The organism is Amycolatopsis sp. MJM2582 (genome assembly GCF_000754115.1).
Classification (GTDB): Bacteria; Actinomycetota; Actinomycetes; order Mycobacteriales; family Pseudonocardiaceae; genus Amycolatopsis; species Amycolatopsis japonica.
Map to the genome: position 1 here is coordinate 576,171 of NZ_JPLW01000001.1, position 19,142 is coordinate 595,312.

The following is a 19,142-nucleotide window of genomic DNA, read 5'->3' on the forward strand; positions in this document are numbered from 1 at the left end:
CCTGGCCACCGGTTTTCCCCCTGCCGCCAGATCGCGATTAGGGGGCTAAACGCAGGTCAGGAGGGGGCGAGGCGGCCGGCGCAGGTGGCGACCTCCCCGGGGGCGGACTTCTCCGAAGTGACCACGGCGCCGCCCACGGCCACCCGGCATTCGACAACGCCCTCGCCCTGCCCCATCAGCTGGACGGTCGGCGGGGTGCCGGTGTTCTTCCACGTGAGCTCCTTGCGCCACGGCAGCGTCACCTGCAGCTCCTGGTGCACGAGCCCCAGCCCGTTCGAGTCGTAGACCACGGTCGCGGTCCCCGTCCCGGCGAGCTCGTACGCGATCCGCCAGTCGTTCGACACCGGCTGCGGCTGCGCCTGGCTGAGCGTCCGCGTGATCGTGCGGTCCGGTCCCCGCGACGGCGCGGCCTCGGTCGGTTCGCCGACCACGGCCACGGTCTCGGCCTGCGGCTCCTCGCCGCCGTTGAGCAGCACCACACAGGTCGCGAGCGCGGCCACCACGATCCCCGCGATGGCGATCCGCCCGATCAGTTGTCTGTCGGCCATCGGTCTCCTCACCGAAAGCGGCGGCGCGGCCCGTGAGCCGCGCCGCCACGGGAAGTCAGGACGGCAGCAGCCGGCCGGGGACGCCGTTGAGCGACTGGATCAGCCCCAGCACCGGGACGCCGAGCGGCGCGAACGTCCAGATGTTGTTGAGATCGCTCGTGTCCGGTTCGTCGACGACCACGACATCGTTCGGGGCGTCCTGCGCGGCGAGTGCCGGAGCGGCCGAGCCGAGCACGACGAGACCGGCGAGCGCGGCGCCGGTGACCGCGCGGACGAAGGTCTTCTTCATGAGATTCTCCTTTGCTGATAACGGTTTTACGAAATGGGCGTGATGATCCCGTAGATCGGGGCGAGGACGTCGGTCGGCACGGGGACGGTCGGTCCGAGCAGACCACCGAGGTCCAGCCCCGGGATCAGCCAGACCGCGGGATTGCCGCCACCGGTGGGCAGACCCGGCAGAGGGTCGGCCGAGGCGACGCCGCCGGCGAGTCCGGACAGCGCGCCCGCGACGGCGAGTGGCAGCAGCACACGGGCCGCGATTCGCTTCATTTCTTCTCCCATTCTTTTGGTGAAATCACCGCAGTACCGAACTGATCGGCACGATCGTTCCGTCGGGGATCCATTGCCCCGCGTAGTTCCGGTCGGCGATCATCCCGACGGCGTGCGGTTCGCCCGGGTACATCGGCATGGCGTTGACCTGCGCCGCCGCGAAGATCTGGACGTCGCCGTTGATCGACCGCCACTGGTCGCCCAGCCAGCTCCGGAACCCGACGAGCGTGGGACTTTCGCCGCCGAAGGCGTTGCCCGCGGCGACGGCGAAGCTGACGGCGACCTGCTCGCGCGGGTCGAACCTCAGCGGTATCGAGGAACTCGCGACGGAGTTGACGATCGGCCCGTTCAGCAGCCAGGGCGCCAGGTACAGGCCGTACTGGTGGGTCGGCTTGAGCCGTTGGGACTCGGCCGCGCGGGTCATCGCCGTGTAGCCGCCCGCCCAGCCGGACACGACGAGCAGTGCGGTGTTCGGCCCCGCCTCGGCCTGTACCGGCAGCCCGGCCTTCGCGGCGGTCTCGCGGACCAGCTTCGCGGCGGCCACACTGCGCGGTGAAGTGTCCTCGACGAGGGTGAGCGCGGAAGGCTTACGTCCGGCGAGGAATTCGACGAGTTTGACCAGAGAACCGCTGTCCTCACTGGAAAGCGCGTCCGCGGGGCAGGACGTGAGCACTTCGCGGCGGTCGGCGATCAAACCGCCCAAGGCGGCCGAAGCGCATTCGGGCGCGTCCGCGTCTTCGATGGCGAGGCCCGGCTCCTCCCCCGCGTCGACCTCGATCGTCGTCTTCTCCTCGCCCCGGCTGATGATCAGGTCGCTGCGGCCCTTCGGCAGGTCGACCTCGGCCCAGGTGCCTTCGGCGCCGGGGCGCACGATGGCCTTGCCGATCAGGCCGCCTTCGATTCCGGCGGACAGGTCTTCTCCCGCGCTCGCGGGGAAATGGACGAGGTTCTTGCCGGGCCGCTGCGGGCTCACCAGTACGGGGAACCGCTGCTCGCCCAGGGCGGCGTCGGCGAGCAGCGCGACACCGGGAGTCGGCAGCTTGGGCGGTTCGGGAATGGCCGCGAGGGCGCTCCAGGCCACGAAACCGACTGTCACGGCGGCCGCGCCGAACCGATAGGCACGCGTGGATTCCTTGTCCGAGAAGAAGAAACCCGCGACGACGGTGGCGACGACCGGCAGCAGCGCGATCACCAGCAACGTCAGACCGAAGAGCGTGCCGTAGATCCGGCGGTCGAACCCCAGTCCGGAGGAGAACAGCTGGACCGCCCCCGCCACGACGAGAAGTCCGCCCAGCGTCAGGGAAAGCGGGCCGAGCCGGAAGTTCGTCTGGCGCCATTGCCCGGCAGGCACCCAGATGGAGAGAACGGTGACGCCGAACCACAAGGCCGCGGCCGCGACGTAGACGGTGTCGATGGCGAATTCGACGCCTGTCCGTCCGAGCGACGTTTCGAGCACGACCAACGCGGCGAGCGCGAGCGAGGCCCAGCGGCCTGCCGACGGCCAGCGGATCAGCACGGGAATCGCCAGCGCCAGCACGAGATGCACGATCAGCGCGATGACGTTGACATCGGTCGCGAAGGCGGAAACCGCGGCGAGCACGGCGGAAATCCCGCCGAGGGCGGCGATGGTGAGACGAAGGCGGCTGGGCAGTTCACCCACCAGCGGGCGCAGGATCCCTGTGCCCGCGAGGAAAGCGGTCGCCAGCAGAAGTCCGAGCCGGAGCAGGACGAGGGCGATGTCGGCTCCGGCCGAACCCGAGCTCGCCGGTATGACGTGGTGATCCATGGGGACCTTCTCCGAGCAGATCGGCGGAGCCGTGGGTGGCGGAGTGTGCCCGCCACCCACGACCTTCCGCGCCGAACAGGGTTACTTGAGATCCGCGTCCGCCACGACGAACAGTTCGGAGTGCGGCTTGGCGTTGCCGAAGGACCCGTGCGGCCAGGTCTTCCGGTTGAAGTTGATCCCGACCTGCCCGGTGAACTCGTCCCGGAAGTTCTGGTCGACCGCGACCTTCCCGTCCTCACCGAGGTTGAGCAGGTTCACCTTGTGGTCACCGTCCAAACCGGACCGTGCGACGAAGTAGTTCGACACCGCGAGGTGCTGCGGCTTGTCGGTTTCGTGGTAGTACCCGTCGTCACCGAGCACGAAGTTGTCGTACGCGCCCCAGTGCGGGCCACCGCCGGGCGTGCCCGGGTTGATCGGCGCCGCGCCGACGACGGTCGGCAGGTCGCCGCCACCGCCCTGCTGGGACTTCTCCTTCGTGTCGATCCGGCCCTTGATGTTCTCGACCTTGTCGCCGGCGGCGAGCAGCTTCTGGATGTCGAGGACGTACACGCCACCGGTGGTGCCGGGATCGTCCGGGCCGAGCGCGCCCTTGGACCGGCCGGTGATCGCGCGGTAGAGGTATTTGTCGTCTGGACTGGTCTGGATCCAGCCGCCGTTCGACCCGCCACCGTTGGAATCGTTGTTCGGGTGGATCGCCTTGTTCGCCGCGCCGTCGTCGAACACCTGGATCCAGTGCGGCTCCTTGGCGGTGATGTCCGGCGTGTAGAACACCGCCCCGCCCTGCATGGTCTGGGCGAACGCGCCCTTGTGCCCCGGCAGGTTGGTCACCGTGGTCTCCATGACCGCGCGGCTTTCCGCGTGCAGCGGGTCCGCGGGATCGGCCCTCGGGCCGTCCGGCAGGTACGAGACCGCCTTGAGCTTCGGCTTGTTGCGGTCGGAGATGTCCCACGTGCGGACGGTCGGCCGCCGCAGGTACGGCGACGGCTGCTTCACCGGGTCGAGGATGATGTTCCGCGGCTCGGCGTAGTCGCTGGTGACCAGGGTGTTGAGGTCCTCGCGTGCCTGGATGCCGTGCGGGTTGGCGCAGGTCGGCTTGTCCAGCTGCGGGAGGTTGTCGCACAACTTCTTGTTGTCGCCCTGCGGTGTGGCGGCCGGGGACTCGGAAAGCACCTGCGCGTTCTGGTCGAAACGGACGACCTCACCGGGACTGCCGGCGAAACCGTTGCCCACCACGGTGGAACCGTTGGCGTAGGTGTGCGGGCCGGGCACGACCGGGCCACCCATGTACGTGCCGTAGGCGGTGCCGTCCTTGAGCACCCAGTACGCGTCCGGCACGGAACCGCCGAGGGTCTGGGTCGGGAGGCTGACGCCCTTGAGCTTCAACTGCGGCAACGCGGAGACGTCGAAGGCGTACGTCGCCGCGGCGAACAGCGCTCCGGCGTAGATCGTGTCGCCCTTGTGCCACACGTACTGCATGTGGTGCGGCTCGTTCTCGACGAGCGGGCCGACGGTGGCGGTGTTGACGACCTTGCCGTAGGTCGGCGAACCCTGCGTCGCGTCGATCACGGCGAGGAAGTCCGGACCGGGCAACGCGTTCTTGATCTTGTTCAGGCCGCCGCCGAGCGAGCCCGGCAGGTTCTTGATGTCCTTGACCAGGGTGTCGGCGATGTTCTCGTCACCGGCCCAGACCAGCAGCCACTTCTTGCGCTTGCCGTCCGCGCTCCGGGACGCCGCGACGTCCTTGGACACCAGATGGTTCTGGACCCAGTACTCCTTGCCGTCGGCCGCCTTCTTGGCGTCCTTGACGACCTGGACGTCGGCGTAGGCACTCGTCGAGGAGCCGGTATAGGTCACCGTGCCCGCGGCGAGTGCCGCCGCCAAGGCGCCTATCACCACTTTTCGCCACTTGGGCGAGTTGGATAGCATTCTTTCTCCCTGTTTTCGCTACCGAAGCGCCAGACAATCGGCACACCTCTCCCCTATTCCGCGCAGGCGTCACCGCACGGACCGAAGGGGAAAGCAATCAACCGCCGGTTCGCGCAGGGAACCGTTGCGGCACAGTGGAAAACGTCAGCGCACGGGAACCGGCGCATCCGTTTCGGATACGCGAATCAGCCTGCGTCGCGACAAACCCGGAATAGGTCAGGAATCCATACACAGCGCGCTTGCTTGCTGCCGCAAGTCAACGTGCCGGCGCCACACCAAGGCGACTGGGGATTGCATGGGCGAAATACTCGTGTGAACCCGCCGGAGTGTCAATCTCGTGATCAAAGAATGAGACATGCCACGGCCGGGTGATTTTCCCACGATGCGGATGGACCATTGGGCCGAACGGGTGGCGATTTTCCGAGCAGTGGGAATTAGGCCACTTGGCGGCACTACGGCAGGTCACAACGGACCAGTAACCCTGCTCGCGACCTTCATCGCGGCGTTATGATTTCGTTACTCAATCCCGGGAACTCAGGTGCCGCGAAGCCTTCAGGGACGAAGTTGCCATCGGAGCTTTTCGCGTCGCTCCTCGCGCTACGCCCCGGCCCCGACCTGCGCCCGCCCGCCCCGGATCGCGTTTAGGGGGCGAAACGCAGGTCGGCGCCGGATCGCGATTAGGGGGCTAAACGCAGGTCGGCGGTGGGGCCGCAGAGGGCCTGATGCTTGAGGGTCGCCAGGGCGTCGTCGATGGGGTGCGGGGTTCCTTCGGGGTCCGGCTTGCGCCACCGCACGAGGTTCATCGCGGCGGAGAACTGCCGTCCGCCGTCGGCGCCGGCCCAGGCCATCGTCAACGCTCCCCAGACCGTGCCGTCGTGCCCCCAGAAGACGCCATGCCCCGGGATCTCGGTCTTGTACAGGCCGAGCCCGTAGTCGATCAGCCGCCCGTCCTGCGCGATGACCGGAACCAGACGCTGCATCTCCGCCAGCGAAGACGGGCTGACGATCTCCCCGTCCAGCAGTTTGCGGTAGAAGCGGTTGAGATCATCGACGGTCGAGACCAGTCCGGCACCGGCCATCACCCAGGACATGTTGTAGACGCTGTAGTCGCGCGGCGGATCGATCACGCCGAACAGCGCTTCGTACATCCGCGAGTGCGGCTCATCGATATGCGGACCGGCGGGAAAGCCGGTGTTCGCGAGACCCGCGGGTTCGATGATGGCGCGGGAGATGTGCTCCTCCATCGGGGCGCCGGTCAGGTGCTCCAGCAGTTCGCCCAGCAGCAGGTAGTTCGTGTTGGAGTAGACGCCGGGAGTACTGCCCGGCTCTCCGGTGGCGGGCGCGCCGACACCGAGCGCGATCAGCTCGGCCGGACGGAACTCCTGGAACCGATTGTCGTCGAGGCTCTCGGGAGCGAGCTTCTGAAGCGACGGGAACGCGTAGGGCAGGTACTCGGCGAGGCCGCTGGTGTGGTTGAGCAGCATGCGGATCGTGATCGCGCGGCCGCGTTCGCCAGGGACCAGCAGCGGCAGGAAGTCGCCGATCGGCGCGTCGAGGTCGAGCCGCCCCGCCTCGACCTGACGCAGAACCGCGGCGGAGACGAAGGTCTTGGTGATACTGCCGACGCGCTGCCGCATCCCGGTCCCGACGGGGTGCCCGGTTTCGAGGTCGGCGACCCCGGCGGCACCGCGCCAGATCCGCCCATCCGCCCGCACCTCGGCGAACACCCCCGGCACCCCCGCCCGATGGACGTCGTCCAAGGCGGACCGCAGGTTCTTCGTGGCCGAGTTCTCTTCTGTCACAAGGGATTCCATATCGACCATCCTTTCGACCGGCCGTCCCGGGATCGCCCGCCATCCGTCGCGCATCCAGGCGGATACCGCGCCGATCGTCGGCCGGATCGCGATTAGGGGGCTAAACGCAGGTCGGGGCGGGCAAAGGGAAAGCCCCCGGGTTGAGAGGACCGGGGGCTTTCTCGGGGTGATGGCCGCTATTCGGCAGGTTGACGACGACGGCGGGCGCCGAAGACCAGAACCGCTCCGAGGCCCAGCGCGGCGAGCGCGAGCGCGCCGAGCCAGATCACGTCGGCACCGGTGCTGGCCAGCCCCGAACCACCTTGACCGCCGCCACTGCCCTGCCCGGCGGGCGTGGTCGTCGGCGCCGGGGTTTCGGATTTGCCGCAGTCCGCGGGCTGCGTGGGCACGGTGGGCGCGGGCGCCTCGCCTGTCTCTGCCAAGATCCGGATCGGGAAGGGCTTGTCCTCCGGCCCGACAACCTGGATCTGCATCGGGTTCTCACCCCGGATCCGCCAACCCTGCGGCGTCAGGAAGTACAGCTTGTACTCGGGCCCTGGCGCCACCTTGCGGAACTCGAAGCGACCGTCAGCGTCGGTCGTACGCTCGCCGATGACGGGGCACTTTCCATCGGAGACGAGCACGACTTTGATTCCGCTGATGCCCTTCGGCTCACCCTGGCCGGCGAGGTGGACCACGTCACCGACGACGGTGGCCAACCCGCCCGGAACCGCTGCCTGGGCATGAGCCAGAGCGTGACCGTCGACATCGACCTCGCGATAGCCGAAGTCACAGCTCACCGTGACCACACCGCGATTGAGCGCGGCGTCCGGCACCTTCTCGGACACGTCGATCTTGCGCGTCTCGCCAGGCGCGATCGTCACACCTGTCCCGAAATAGCCGAGATCTCCCCAGCTGTCTCGGCCCTTCAGGGCATAGTCGGCTCCATAGCGGTCGCAAGCCGCGACGATGCCCGTGAGCGGAATCGAGCCGGAGTTGGTCAGGGTCACGGAGACATGCGCGAGCTCGCCGGGTTTGTAGCTGTCCTGAGTGAAGGCCATCGATGCCTTCAACGCACCGTTCAGCGGTGGCGCCCCCCGGATGAGCAACTCCTTCGGTTCGGTTCCGATCTGCACGAACTCGAACGGGAAGTGCCAGCCCTTGAGTTCCGCGCCGCCGAGGCGATACCTGGCGACCGGGACTTCACCGAAGTCGATCTTCCCCGCGTCGTTGCTCGTGGCCTCGTATTTGACGGCCCCGGAGTACTCCAGGACCAGGGTGATGCCGGACAGCTGTTCGCCGTCGTCGGCGCGGCCGTTGCCGTTCTTGTCGCCGAACACGAATCCCGTCGCGTGCCCGGTGACCTTGGCTACGGTGACGTCGCCGTAGAAGCCGCCGACGCCGAACCCGGTCACGTCGAAGAGATTGCCGCGGACGACGGCCTTGTCCTTGTCGATGCCCTGGATATGCCCGGTGGCAGCCACCTCGACTGTCGCGCCTGGCGCGATATCCACGCCCTCTTTACCCCAGCCCAGATCGCCCCAACTCGACACCGACAGATCGGCCGGGTCGGTGATGGATTGTGACACCTTCACATCGACCGCTGGGATCTCGCTGATGTTCTTGATTTTCAAGGTGAATCGGACGTTCTCGTCGGTCCGATACTCCTGCTTTTCGAAGACAACGGACGCTTCGAGCTTCGTCCGCTCGGCCTGCGGCTTCGGCGCCACCGGCGGTGCGCTTTCCGCAACCGACGAACCCGGAGGCGGCGCGCTGGAACTCGCCGGTGCCTCGGATGTCGCCGGCGCACTCGACGGCGGTGAAGAAGGTGCCGGATCCGCTCCGGCTGGCGCGGCGAATACGCCGGTCAATGCCGCTACCGCGGCGAAGGTCGCGAGATAGATCGCCCCAGTACGTGAGCGGGATCTATCACTTGGCGATTTGTTCACGCAGAGTCACCCCTGATTACCAGATGGAAATGCGCATAGCCCCCGAATCGCGTAGAACCGGATCACCTTAACCGGATTCGTCAGGGGCCTGTACTCATTTCGGGTACTCCGGAAACGGGAAGGGCCCCCGCCGGATCGGCGAGGGCCCTTCTCGTGGATTTCGCTTCGGTCAGCGGAAGTCGCGGCCGAAGTCGTAGTCGTCCAGCGGCACCGCGGCGCCCGGCGTGGAGCCGAACACGTCCGGGGTGTAGTAGCCGTCGTCGTAGGACGGGATCGCGTAAGCGGCGACCCGCGCCTCCTCGGTCGGCTGCACCTGGATGTTGCGGTACTTGTTGATCCCGGTACCGGCCGGAATCAGCTTACCGATGATCACGTTCTCCTTGAGGCCCACGAGCTTGTCCGAGCGGCCGTTGATGGCCGCGTCGGTCAGGACACGCGTGGTCTCCTGGAACGAGGCCGCCGACAGCCACGAGTCCGTGGTCAGCGAGGCCTTCGTGATCCCCATCAGCACCGGGCGACCCGAGGCCGGCTCGCCGCCTTCGGCGACCGACGCGCGGTTCTTCGCCTCGAACTTGGTCCGCTCGGGCAGCTCGCCCGGCAGGAAGTCCGTGGCACCGGAGTCGATGATCGTCACGCGGCGCAGCATCTGCCGCACGATGACCTCGATGTGCTTGTCGTGGATCGACACACCCTGCGCCCGGTACACCTTCTGGACCTCGTCCACCAGGTGCATCTGCGCCTCGCGCGGCCCCATGACCCGCAGGACCTCGTGCGGGTCCGGCGTGCCTTCGAGCAGCTGCTGGCCGACCGCGACGCGGTCACCGTCGCCCAGCGGGCCGTTCGGGGTGTTCGCGAGCCGCTGACGCTTGGACAGCTTGTCGAAGACGATCTCTTCGCTGCCGTCGTCCGGGATCAGCGTGATCTTCCAGAACCGCTCGCTCTCCTCGATGCGCACGCGGCCATCGACGTCGGCGATCGGCGCCTTGCCCTTCGGGACCCGGGCTTCGAACAGCTCCTGGACACGGGGCAGACCGGTCGTGATGTCGTCACCGGCGACACCACCCTGGTGGAACGTACGCATCGTCAGCTGCGTACCCGGCTCACCGATCGACTGGGCCGCGACGATACCCACGGCCTCGCCGACGTCGACGAGCTGACCGGTCGCCATGGACCGGCCGTAGCAGGTGGCGCAGATACCGACGGCCGACTCGCAGGTCAGCACCGAACGCACCTTGACCTTGGAGATCCCGCTCGAGATGAGCTTGTCGATCGCCGGGTCACCGATGTCGTCACCGGCGTTGAGCACGACGTTGCCCTTGGCGTCGACCGCGTCGGTCGCCAGGTTCCGCGCGTACACGCTGGTCTCGACGTGCTGGTCGCGCAGCACCTTGCCGTCGCCGATGTCCTCGCCGATCGGCATGTTGATACCGCGGGTGGTACCACAGTCGATCTCGCGGACGATGACGTCCTGCGACACGTCCACCAGACGACGGGTCAGGTAACCCGAGTCGGCGGTACGGAGCGCCGTGTCCGCCAGACCCTTACGGGCACCGTGCGTCGCGATGAAGTACTCCGCCACCGACAGGCCTTCACGGAAGTTGGCCTTGATCGGACGCGGGATGTACTCACCCTTCGGGTTCGACACCAGACCACGCATACCGGCCAGCGACCGGACCTGCGTCATGTTGCCCGCCGCGCCCGACTTCACGATCATCGCGATCGGGTTGTCGTCCGGCAGCGCCGTCTCCATGATCTTGTGGACCTCTTCGGTGGCCTGCGTCCACACCTTGACGAGCTCGTTGTTGCGCTCGGCGTGCGACAGCTGACCACGCTGGTACCGCTTCTCGACCTGGTCGGCCTTGCCTTCGTACTCGTCCAGAATGGCCTTCTTGCCAGCCGGGACGAGCACGTCGGAGATGGCGACCGTGACACCCGAACGGGTCGCCCAGTAGAAACCGGCGTCCTTCAGGCGGTCCAGGGTCTGCGCGACCTGGGTCATCGAGTAGCGCTCGGCGAGGTCGTTCACGATCGCGGCCTGACGCTTCTTCGGCATCGGCTCGTTGATGAACGGGTAGTCCGCCGGCAGCAGCTCGTTGAACAGCACGCGGCCCAGGGTGGTCTCGGCCAGCCACGCCTTGCCCGGCTCCCAGCCGTTCTCCGCGAGCCTCGCCTCGTCGGCCTTGGCGGGCTGACGGTCGGTGACGCGGATCTTGATCGGGGCGTGCAGGCTCAGCGCCTTGCGGTCGTAGGCCATGATCGCCTCGGCGGGCGACGAGTAGGCGTTGCCCGCGCCGTCGGCGTTCTCGTTCAACCGGGTCAGGTGGAACAGACCGGTCACCATGTCCAGACGCGGCATGGCGAGCGGGCGGCCCGACGCCGGCGAAAGGATGTTGTTCGCCGACAGCATCAGGATGCGGGCCTCGGCCTGCGCCTCCGCGGAAAGCGGGAGGTGCACGGCCATCTGGTCACCGTCGAAGTCCGCGTTGAACGCTTCACAGACCAGCGGGTGCAGCTGGATGGCCTTGCCTTCGACCAGCTGCGGCTCGAAGGCCTGGATACCGAGGCGGTGCAGGGTCGGCGCACGGTTCAGCATCACCGGGTGGCCGGTGATGACCTCTTCGAGCACGTCCCACACCTGCGGACGCGACCGCTCCACCATCCGCTTGGCGGACTTGATGTTCTGCGCGTGGTTCAGGTCGACCAGCCGCTTCATGACGAACGGCTTGAACAGCTCGAGCGCCATGTCCTTCGGCAGACCGCACTGGTGCAGCTTCAGCTGCGGACCGACGATGATGACCGAACGGCCCGAGTAGTCGACACGCTTGCCGAGCAGGTTCTGACGGAACCGGCCCTGCTTGCCCTTGAGCAGGTCGGACAGCGACTTCAGCGGGCGGTTACCGGGACCGGTGACCGGGCGGCCGCGGCGGCCGTTGTCGAACAGCGCGTCGACGGCCTCCTGCAGCATCCGCTTCTCGTTGTTCACGATGATCTCGGGCGCGCCGAGGTCGATCAGCCGCTTCAACCGGTTGTTCCGGTTGATGACCCGGCGGTAGAGGTCGTTCAGGTCGGAGGTGGCGAAGCGGCCACCGTCGAGCTGGACCATCGGGCGCAGGTCCGGCGGGATCACCGGGACGGCGTCGAGCACCATGCCGCGCGGGTCGTTGCCGGTGGCCTGGAAGGCCGCGACGACCTTGAGCCGCTTCAGCGCGCGGAGCTTCTTCTGCCCCTTGCCGTTGCGGATGGTGTCGCGCAGGCTCTCGGCCTCCGCGGCGACGTCGAACTCGGTGGCCAGCTTCTGGATGGCCTCCGCGCCCATACCGCCGGTGAAGTACTCGCCGTAGCGGTCGACGAGCTCGCGGTAGAGCAGCTCGTCGGCGATCAGCTGACGGGTGTCGAGCTTGGTGAAGGTCGTCCAGACCTCCTCGAGACGGTCCAGCTCGCGACCGGCGCGGTCACGCAGCTGACGCATCTCGCGCTCGCCGCCTTCCTTGACCTTGCGGCGGACGTCGGACTTCGCGCCCTCCGCCTCCAGCTCGGCCAGGTCGGCTTCCAGCTTCTGCGCCCGTGCCTCGATGTCCGCGTCGCGCTTGGTCTCGAGGTTCTTGCGCTCGACGCCGATCTCGTTTTCGAGGGTCGGCAGGTCGTTGTGCCGCAGCTCGGTGTTCACACCGGTGATCACGTAGGCCGCGAAGTAGATGATCTTCTCGAGGTCCTTCGGCGCCAGGTCGAGCAGGTAGCCCAGGCGGGAGGGAACACCCTTGAAGTACCAGATGTGGGTGACGGGAGCGGCCAGCTCGATGTGGCCCATCCGCTCACGGCGCACCTTGGCGCGGGTGACCTCGACGCCACAGCGCTCGCAGATGATGCCCTTGAAGCGGACCCGCTTGTACTTACCGCAGTAGCACTCCCAGTCCCGGGTCGGGCCGAAGATCTTCTCGCAGAAGAGGCCGTCCTTCTCGGGCTTGAGCGTCCGGTAGTTGATGGTCTCCGGCTTCTTCACCTCGCCGAAGGACCACTGACGGATGTCGTCGGCGGTGGCGAGGCCGATGCGGAGCTCATCGAAGAAGTTGACGTCCAGCACGTCTTTACATCCCCTTGGGGTTGATGCGACTAGAGGAGTTGGCGAGCGGAGGCGGGAGCCCACGGGAGGCAGGCTCCCGCCTCATCGCGGGTCAGTGCACGACGTCGTCCACCGAGGGCGACTCGTTGCGGGACAGGTTGATGCCGAGGTTGGCCGCGGCACGCTCGAGGTCCTCGTCGTCGGAGTCGCGCATCTCGATCGCGGCGCCGTCGCTGGACAGCACCTCGACGTTGAGGCAGAGCGACTGGAGCTCCTTCAGGAGCACCTTGAACGACTCGGGGATACCCGGCTCGGGGATGTTCTCCCCCTTGACGATGGCCTCGTACACCTTGACGCGGCCGACCACGTCGTCCGACTTGATCGTCAGGAGCTCCTGCAGGGTGTATGCGGCGCCGTACGCCTGCATCGCCCAGCACTCCATCTCGCCGAACCGCTGGCCACCGAACTGCGCCTTACCACCCAGCGGCTGCTGCGTGATCATCGAGTACGGACCGGTGGACCGGGCGTGGATCTTGTCGTCGACCAGGTGGTGCAGCTTCAGGATGTACATGTAGCCGACCGAGACCGGGTACGGGTACGGCTCGCCGGAGCGGCCGTCCAGCAGCGTGGCCTTGCCGTTCTGCTTGACCATGCGCTCGCCGTCGCGGTTCGGCTTGGTCGCGCCGAGCAGCCCGGTGAGCTCCTCTTCCTTGGCGCCGTCGAACACCGGGGTCGCGGTGTTCGTGCCGGGGTCGACGTCGTAGAGCTCCTCGTTGAGGTTCTTCGCCCACTCCGGGTTGCCCTCGATCTTCCACCCCTGCGACGCCAGCCAGCCCAGGTGAAGCTCCAGGACCTGGCCGATGTTCATACGACGCGGGACACCGTGGGTGTTCAGGATGATGTCGACGGGCGTGCCGTCCTCCATGAACGGCATGTCCTCGGCGGGGAGGATCTTGCCGATGACACCCTTGTTCCCGTGGCGGCCGGCGAGCTTGTCGCCCGGCTGGATCTTCCGCTTCTGGGCCACGTAGACGCGGACCAGTTCGTTGACGCCCGGGGGCAGCTCGTCGTCGTCCTCGCGCGAGAACACGCGGATGCCGATGACCTTGCCGGTCTCGCCGTGCGGCACCTTCAGCGAGGTGTCGCGGACCTCGCGGGCCTTCTCACCGAAGATCGCGCGGAGCAGGCGCTCTTCCGGGGTCAGCTCGGTCTCGCCCTTGGGCGTGACCTTGCCGACCAGGATGTCGCCGTCGCGGACCTCGGCACCGATGCGGATGATGCCGCGCTCGTCGAGGTCGGCGAGGACCTCCTCGGAGACGTTCGGGATGTCCCGGGTGATCTCCTCGGCGCCCAGCTTGGTGTCGCGGGCGTCGATCTCGTGCTCCTCGATGTGGATCGACGTGAGCACGTCGTCCTGCACCAGGCGCTCGGAGAGGATGATCGCGTCCTCGTAGTTGTGGCCCTCCCACGGCATGACCGCGACGAGCAGGTTCTTGCCGAGCGCCATCTCACCGTTCTCGGTGGACGGTCCGTCGGCGATGACCTGACCCTGCTCGACCCGGTCGCCCTCGTTGACGATCGGGCGGTGGTTGAAGCAGGTGCCGTGGTTCGAGCGACGGAACTTGTACAGTCCGTAGCTCTTCCGCGTGCCGTCGTCGTGCATGATCGTGATCAGGTCGGCCGAGAGCTCCTCGACCACACCGGCCTGCTCGGCGACGAGCACGTCACCGGCGTCCACCGCGGCACGCAGCTCCACGCCGGTACCGACCAGCGGGGCCGAGTTGCGCAGCAGCGGAACGGCCTGACGCTGCATGTTCGCGCCCATGAGCGCGCGGTTCGCGTCGTCGTGCTCGAGGAACGGGATCATCGCGGTCGCGACCGAGACCATCTGCCGCGGCGAGACGTCCATGTAGTCCACGTCCAGCGGGTCGATCAGCTCGACCTCGCCGCCCTTCTTACGGACCAGGACGCGGTCTTCGACGAAGGTGCCGTCGTCGTGGATCGGCGCGTTCGCCTGCGCCTTCACGTAACGGTCTTCCTCGTCCGCGGTGAGGTAGTCGACCTGGTCGGTGACGCGGCCCTCGACGACCTTGCGGTACGGGGTCTCGATGAAACCGAACGGGTTGACCCGCGCGTACGAGCAGAGCGAACCGATCAGGCCGATGTTCGGGCCTTCCGGCGTCTCGATCGGGCACATGCGGCCGTAGTGCGACGGGTGGACGTCACGGACCTCCATGCCGGCGCGCTCACGCGACAGACCACCCGGGCCGAGGGCGGACAGACGACGCTTGTGCGTCAGCCCCGACAGCGGGTTGTTCTGGTCCATGAACTGCGACAGCTGCGAAGTACCGAAGAACTCCTTGATCGCCGCCACGACGGGACGGATGTTGATCAGGGTCTGCGGCGTGATCGCCTCGACGTCCTGGGTGGTCATCCGCTCGCGGACGACGCGCTCCATCCGGGACAGACCCACGCGGATCTGGTTCTGGATGAGCTCGCCGACGGTGCGGAGACGACGGTTGCCGAAGTGGTCGATGTCGTCGGTCTCGACCGGGATGACCTGGTCGCCGACGGTCGCCTTGTCCTCGCCCGCGTGCAGGCGGACCAGGTACTCGATCGTCGAGACGATGTCCTCTTCGGTCAGCGTCCCGGTGTCGTACGGCGTGGTCAGGCCGAGCTTCTTGTTCAGCTTGTACCGGCCGACCTTGGCCAGGTCGTAGCGCTTCGGCTTGAAGAACAGGTTCTCCAGCAGCGTCTGCGCGCTCTCCTTGGTGGGCGGTTCGCCCGGGCGCAGCTTGCGGTAGATGTCGAGCAGCGCCTCGTCGGTGCCGGCGGTGTGGTCCTTCTCGAGGGTGGCGAGCAGCGTCTCGGAGAAGGAGAAGCGCTCGCGGATCGCCTCGGTGGTCCAGCCGAGCGCCTTCAGCAGCACGGTGACCGGCTGGCGGCGCTTGCGGTCGATGCGGACGCCGACGGTGTCGCGCTTGTCGACGTCGAACTCGAGCCAGGCACCCCGGCTCGGGATGACGCGGACGTTGAAGACGTCCTTGTCGGTGGTCTTGTCGACGCTGGTGTCGAAGTACACACCCGGCGAACGGACCAGCTGGGACACGACGACACGCTCGGTGCCGTTGATGACGAAGGTGCCCTTGTCGGTCATCACCGGGAAGTCGCCCATGAAGACCGTCTGGCTCTTGATCTCGCCGGTGTTGTTGTTCACGAACTCGGCGGTCACGAACAGCGGGGCCGCGTACGTCATGTCCTTGTCCTTGCACTCCTCGACGGAGGCCTTGACCTCGTCGAAGCGCGGGTCGGAGAAGGACAGCGACATGGATCCGGAGAAGTCTTCGATCGGCGAGATCTCGTTGAGGACCTCTTCCAGGCCGCCGACCGGGTTTTCTTCACCTTCTTCGACGCGGCGTTCGAACCACGCCTCGTCGCCGGTGAACCATTCAAAGGACCTGATCTGCACGTCGAGCAGGTTCGGGGTGCTGAGCGGCTCGCGAATCTTTGCGAAGGAGACCCGCTTGGGGGCTCCCGGGATTCCCGTGGACTCCGAGCGAGATACAGCCGAGGTGGTCGCAGCAGTGGCCTGGTTCGCGGGAGAGACTGCCAAGATGCGTCCTTCCGGGGACAATGAGCGGTGAGCAGCCGCGTCAGCAACAGCTGATGCGGACTGTCAAGGGTGCCGTGTGCCCACTATCCTAACTACCGGCTCCGGGCAGCCTGAAAGAGGGCAGCGCAAAGAAGCAGTCTAGCCCGAACGTCGCGGTCTGTCCAGGGGGCGCTCCCGATGGGGCCCAGCCTGCATCGCAACGTCTTCAGGTATGCCTCTCCTCGGCCTCCCCGGGCCGTCCCTCCCGCAAGGGCACCGCCGGTTCTCACCGTTGCCAGTAAGCGTGACCCCACAGGGGCTCTGAGTCAAGATGCCGCGCGGTGGTCCCGCCGGTTGGCGCAGCGTGGAAGTAGCTCCGCGCCGGGCGCTTCACAGGACGATCATCCTGGTTACCGCCCGGTACCCGCAGGTGGCGGCCCCGGCGCGCCGACCTGCGTTTAGCGGGCTAAACGCGATCCGGTCGTCGGGCTTCCCGGACGGTCACCGGGTCGGGCCAGGCGATCGGCGGGGCGCCCAGGGCGGACCCGGGCCGTGTGACCGTTGTGACCGGTGGGCCGTCTGGTGCGGCGCACAGGCGACGCGGCGCACCTGCGTTTCGCGGGCTAATCGCGACGCGCACCGGGCGGGCGCTGCCAGACTGGGCGGCGTGAGCGAAACGTGGGAGCAGGACGCCAGTGCCGAGATGCCCCCGGTCTCCCTGCGGCCGGAAGCCGAGTTGCGGCAGGCCGCCGAGCGGAGCCCCCTTCTCGGCGAGGTCCGCGGATACGTCGCCGGGTCAGCCGGCGACGACCCGCTGATTGCCCGGTGGGCGGAGGTGGCCGGGCTGGTCCGCGACGTCGACGGCAAGCACGTGCTCGTCGAGGAGAACGCGACGCTCGTTGACGACCCTCTCCGGCTTTGGGAACGGCTGTATTCGACGATCGGCGAGGCCGAGCTTCTGCCCTTCGGCCTGGTCGCGACGATCACACTCACGCTCTACCGGTCGGGTCCGGTCGCCATGCCGGTCGAGCTCCTTTTCGAAGCCATCGAGCTCGCGCAGACGCCAGACGAATCGACGCGGTACGCGACGAGCGTCGCGCTGGATCTGCTGGAACGGCTCGGCGCGATCGAGAAGGGCACCGCGGACCCGGCCGGGCTCGCGCTGATCGCCGAGATCGCCGGAAAACCCGATCCCTCTCCGCACGTACTCAGCCTCACCCCGATCGCCGTCTGGGCGATCAACAGGGCGCTCCGCGAGGCCGGAATGGACGCACCGGTCATCGGTGAGGCGGCGGAGAAGAGTCTCGGCGAGCTGAGCACACGCCTCGCCGCGTCCGGGCCGGGGGTCATCGACGCGGAGCTGAAGGCCTGGGTCCGGCACCGGTCACCCTCCGACGCGGCAGCGGAGGCGAGTGAGTTCCTCCGCACGGCGCGGCTCCCCGTAGAACGGTTGTTCGCCTTGATCGCGCTCGGAGAGACCGGTGAGATCGGTCTGGAGACCGCTGCGGGGGTCCGGGCCGAAGGCGGTCTGGTCGGCGCGGCGGCCGCGATGTGGCTGTCCGAACGTGGCGCGGTCGACCGGGAAACGATCACCCGCGACGAGGTCGTCCTCGGGATGGCCGACCATTACGCGGCGATGCACGCGCTCGGCGCGTTCGTCCATCAACTCGCCGACATGGACGACCGCTTCGACATCGTGGACCTGCTGACGTCCTCCGGCCATCCGGATCGGCTCCAGCTCCTGAACGTCGTCGGCACGGACCACCCGGACCCGAAGATGGCCAAGAAGGCACGCACGGCGAGCTACAAGCTCCGGTCGAGCGGTGGCGCCTGAGCCCCCTGGTCAGCGCGCCGACGCGTGACGTTTAGCCCGCGAAACGCAGGTCAGCGGGGTCGGGCGCCGGGAAGCCGTGAAGGCCTCCTTGAGGGACTCTGGGTCCCTCAAGGAGGCCTTCACGGAACGACGGGGCGTCGCGGAGGCGGATCGCGTTTAGCGGGCTAAACGCGATCCGGGCGGGTCACTTCGAGGGGGCCGGAGAGGCCGGGGGTGAAGCGGGGGCCGAGGAAGCGGTGGGGTTCGGCGGAGCGGCGTAGGTGTTCATCGCCGTGATCTTCCACTTGTCGCCCTGCAGCTCCGCGTTCAAGTGCAGCTGCGCGCTCCCGGCGGTGGTCTTGTTCGTGTCGGCCCGCGTCGAGCTCTGGTCGACGAACACCATCACGTCGGCCCGGTCGCCTTCGAGCCGGATGACGGCGCTGCGGGTGACCTTGCAGGTCACGACCATCTTCTGCTGCGGGGCCAGCCGCTTGACCTCGCCCATCAGCAGGTTGTACTTCGCCCGCACGTCGTCGTTGACCAGCAGATCGGCCGCCGCGGTCTCGGTCTTCGCGATGTTGTTGTAGTCGTACGAGAACAGCGCCTCGGTCGCCTTCGCGACCTGGTCCTTGACCTGCGCGGTCTTCGCGACGTCCAGCAGCGCCGTGTTGTTCGTCGAGCTGGACACGTCGTCGGCCTGGATCTTGAAGAGCACCGCGGTCGCGGCCAGCAGCAACCCGACGACGACCAGCGCACCCGCCAGGATCAGCTGCTTCGAGCCCGGCTTCTTCTCGTCCCTCGAGGATTCGTCGACCTCGGCTTCGGCCTCTTCGAGGTCGTCCGGCTTCTCCTCGGCGACCGCGCGGGCCTTCGCACGCGGGGTCGGCTTCGCGACGACCTCTTCTTCGGGAGCTTCAGGCTCTTCAGCGACTTCGGTGTCCTCAGCGGACTCGACGGACTCAGCGGACTCGACGACCTCAGGCTCAGGCTCCGGCTCAGCAACCGGAACCGGCCGCGGCGACGGACGGCGAACCGGCGCCGGCTTCGCCACCGGCGTCTCCTCGACCTCGACCTCCGAGGCAGGCACCTCCGAAACAGGAGCGGAAGCAGGAGACGCACCGGGCCG

At 67.5% G+C, this 19,142-nt stretch carries 11 protein-coding genes; 1 reads left to right on the forward strand and 10 read right to left on the reverse strand.

The annotated features are described in order from the left end of the window. Positions 1-56: 56 nt before the first annotated feature. From ED92_RS02845 to ED92_RS02885, 9 genes are all read right to left on the reverse strand, one after another. Positions 57-548 carry a hypothetical protein gene (locus ED92_RS02845; RefSeq protein ID WP_037332701.1) on the reverse strand — a complete coding sequence of 164 codons (492 nt, stop codon included), beginning with the start codon at positions 546-548 and terminating at the stop codon, positions 57-59. Positions 549-603: 55 nt separating this feature from the next. Beyond that, a complete protein-coding gene (locus ED92_RS02850; RefSeq protein ID WP_016331079.1) occupies positions 604-837 on the reverse strand; it encodes a hypothetical protein in 234 nt (77 codons plus the stop codon). A gap of 26 nt (positions 838-863) precedes the next feature. Beyond that, positions 864-1,097: a hypothetical protein gene (locus ED92_RS02855; protein WP_016331078.1), complete on the reverse strand. Its 234-nt coding sequence runs from the start codon at positions 1,095-1,097 to the stop codon at positions 864-866. 25 nt (positions 1,098-1,122) lie between these two features. Further along, entirely contained in the window at positions 1,123-2,883 is a 1,761-nt protein-coding gene (locus ED92_RS02860) for a hypothetical protein (protein ID WP_037332704.1), read from the reverse strand. 81 nt (positions 2,884-2,964) lie between these two features. Then, positions 2,965-4,809 (reverse strand): selenium-binding family protein, encoded by a 1,845-nt coding sequence (locus tag ED92_RS02865; RefSeq protein WP_235213179.1) that lies wholly within the window; start codon positions 4,807-4,809, stop codon positions 2,965-2,967. Between the two features lie 677 nt (positions 4,810-5,486). Continuing rightward, positions 5,487-6,611 carry a serine hydrolase gene (locus ED92_RS02870; protein ID WP_235213180.1) on the reverse strand — a complete coding sequence of 375 codons (1,125 nt, stop codon included), beginning with the start codon at positions 6,609-6,611 and terminating at the stop codon, positions 5,487-5,489. A gap of 188 nt (positions 6,612-6,799) precedes the next feature. Continuing rightward, positions 6,800-8,551 (reverse strand): hypothetical protein, encoded by a 1,752-nt coding sequence (locus ED92_RS02875; RefSeq protein WP_235213181.1) that lies wholly within the window; start codon positions 8,549-8,551, stop codon positions 6,800-6,802. A 169-nt stretch (positions 8,552-8,720) separates the two neighbouring features. Continuing rightward, positions 8,721-12,632, reverse strand: coding sequence for a DNA-directed RNA polymerase subunit beta' (locus ED92_RS02880; RefSeq protein WP_037332715.1), 3,912 nt, complete (start codon positions 12,630-12,632; stop codon positions 8,721-8,723). 91 nt (positions 12,633-12,723) lie between these two features. Further along, the gene (locus tag ED92_RS02885; protein ID WP_037332717.1) at positions 12,724-16,224 is read right to left on the reverse strand and encodes a DNA-directed RNA polymerase subunit beta; all 3,501 of its coding nucleotides are present in this window, start codon (positions 16,222-16,224) and stop codon (positions 12,724-12,726) included. A 646-nt stretch (positions 16,225-16,870) separates the two neighbouring features. Between ED92_RS02885 and ED92_RS02890 the strand changes: the two genes are divergently transcribed. Next, positions 16,871-18,037 (forward strand): hypothetical protein, encoded by a 1,167-nt coding sequence (locus ED92_RS02890; RefSeq protein WP_235213182.1) that lies wholly within the window; start codon positions 16,871-16,873, stop codon positions 18,035-18,037. A 184-nt stretch (positions 18,038-18,221) separates the two neighbouring features. On the opposite strand, the gene ED92_RS02895 is transcribed toward ED92_RS02890, so the two are convergent. Then, a complete protein-coding gene (locus tag ED92_RS02895; RefSeq protein WP_052120222.1) occupies positions 18,222-19,103 on the reverse strand; it encodes a hypothetical protein in 882 nt (293 codons plus the stop codon). Positions 19,104-19,142 lie beyond the last annotated feature (39 nt).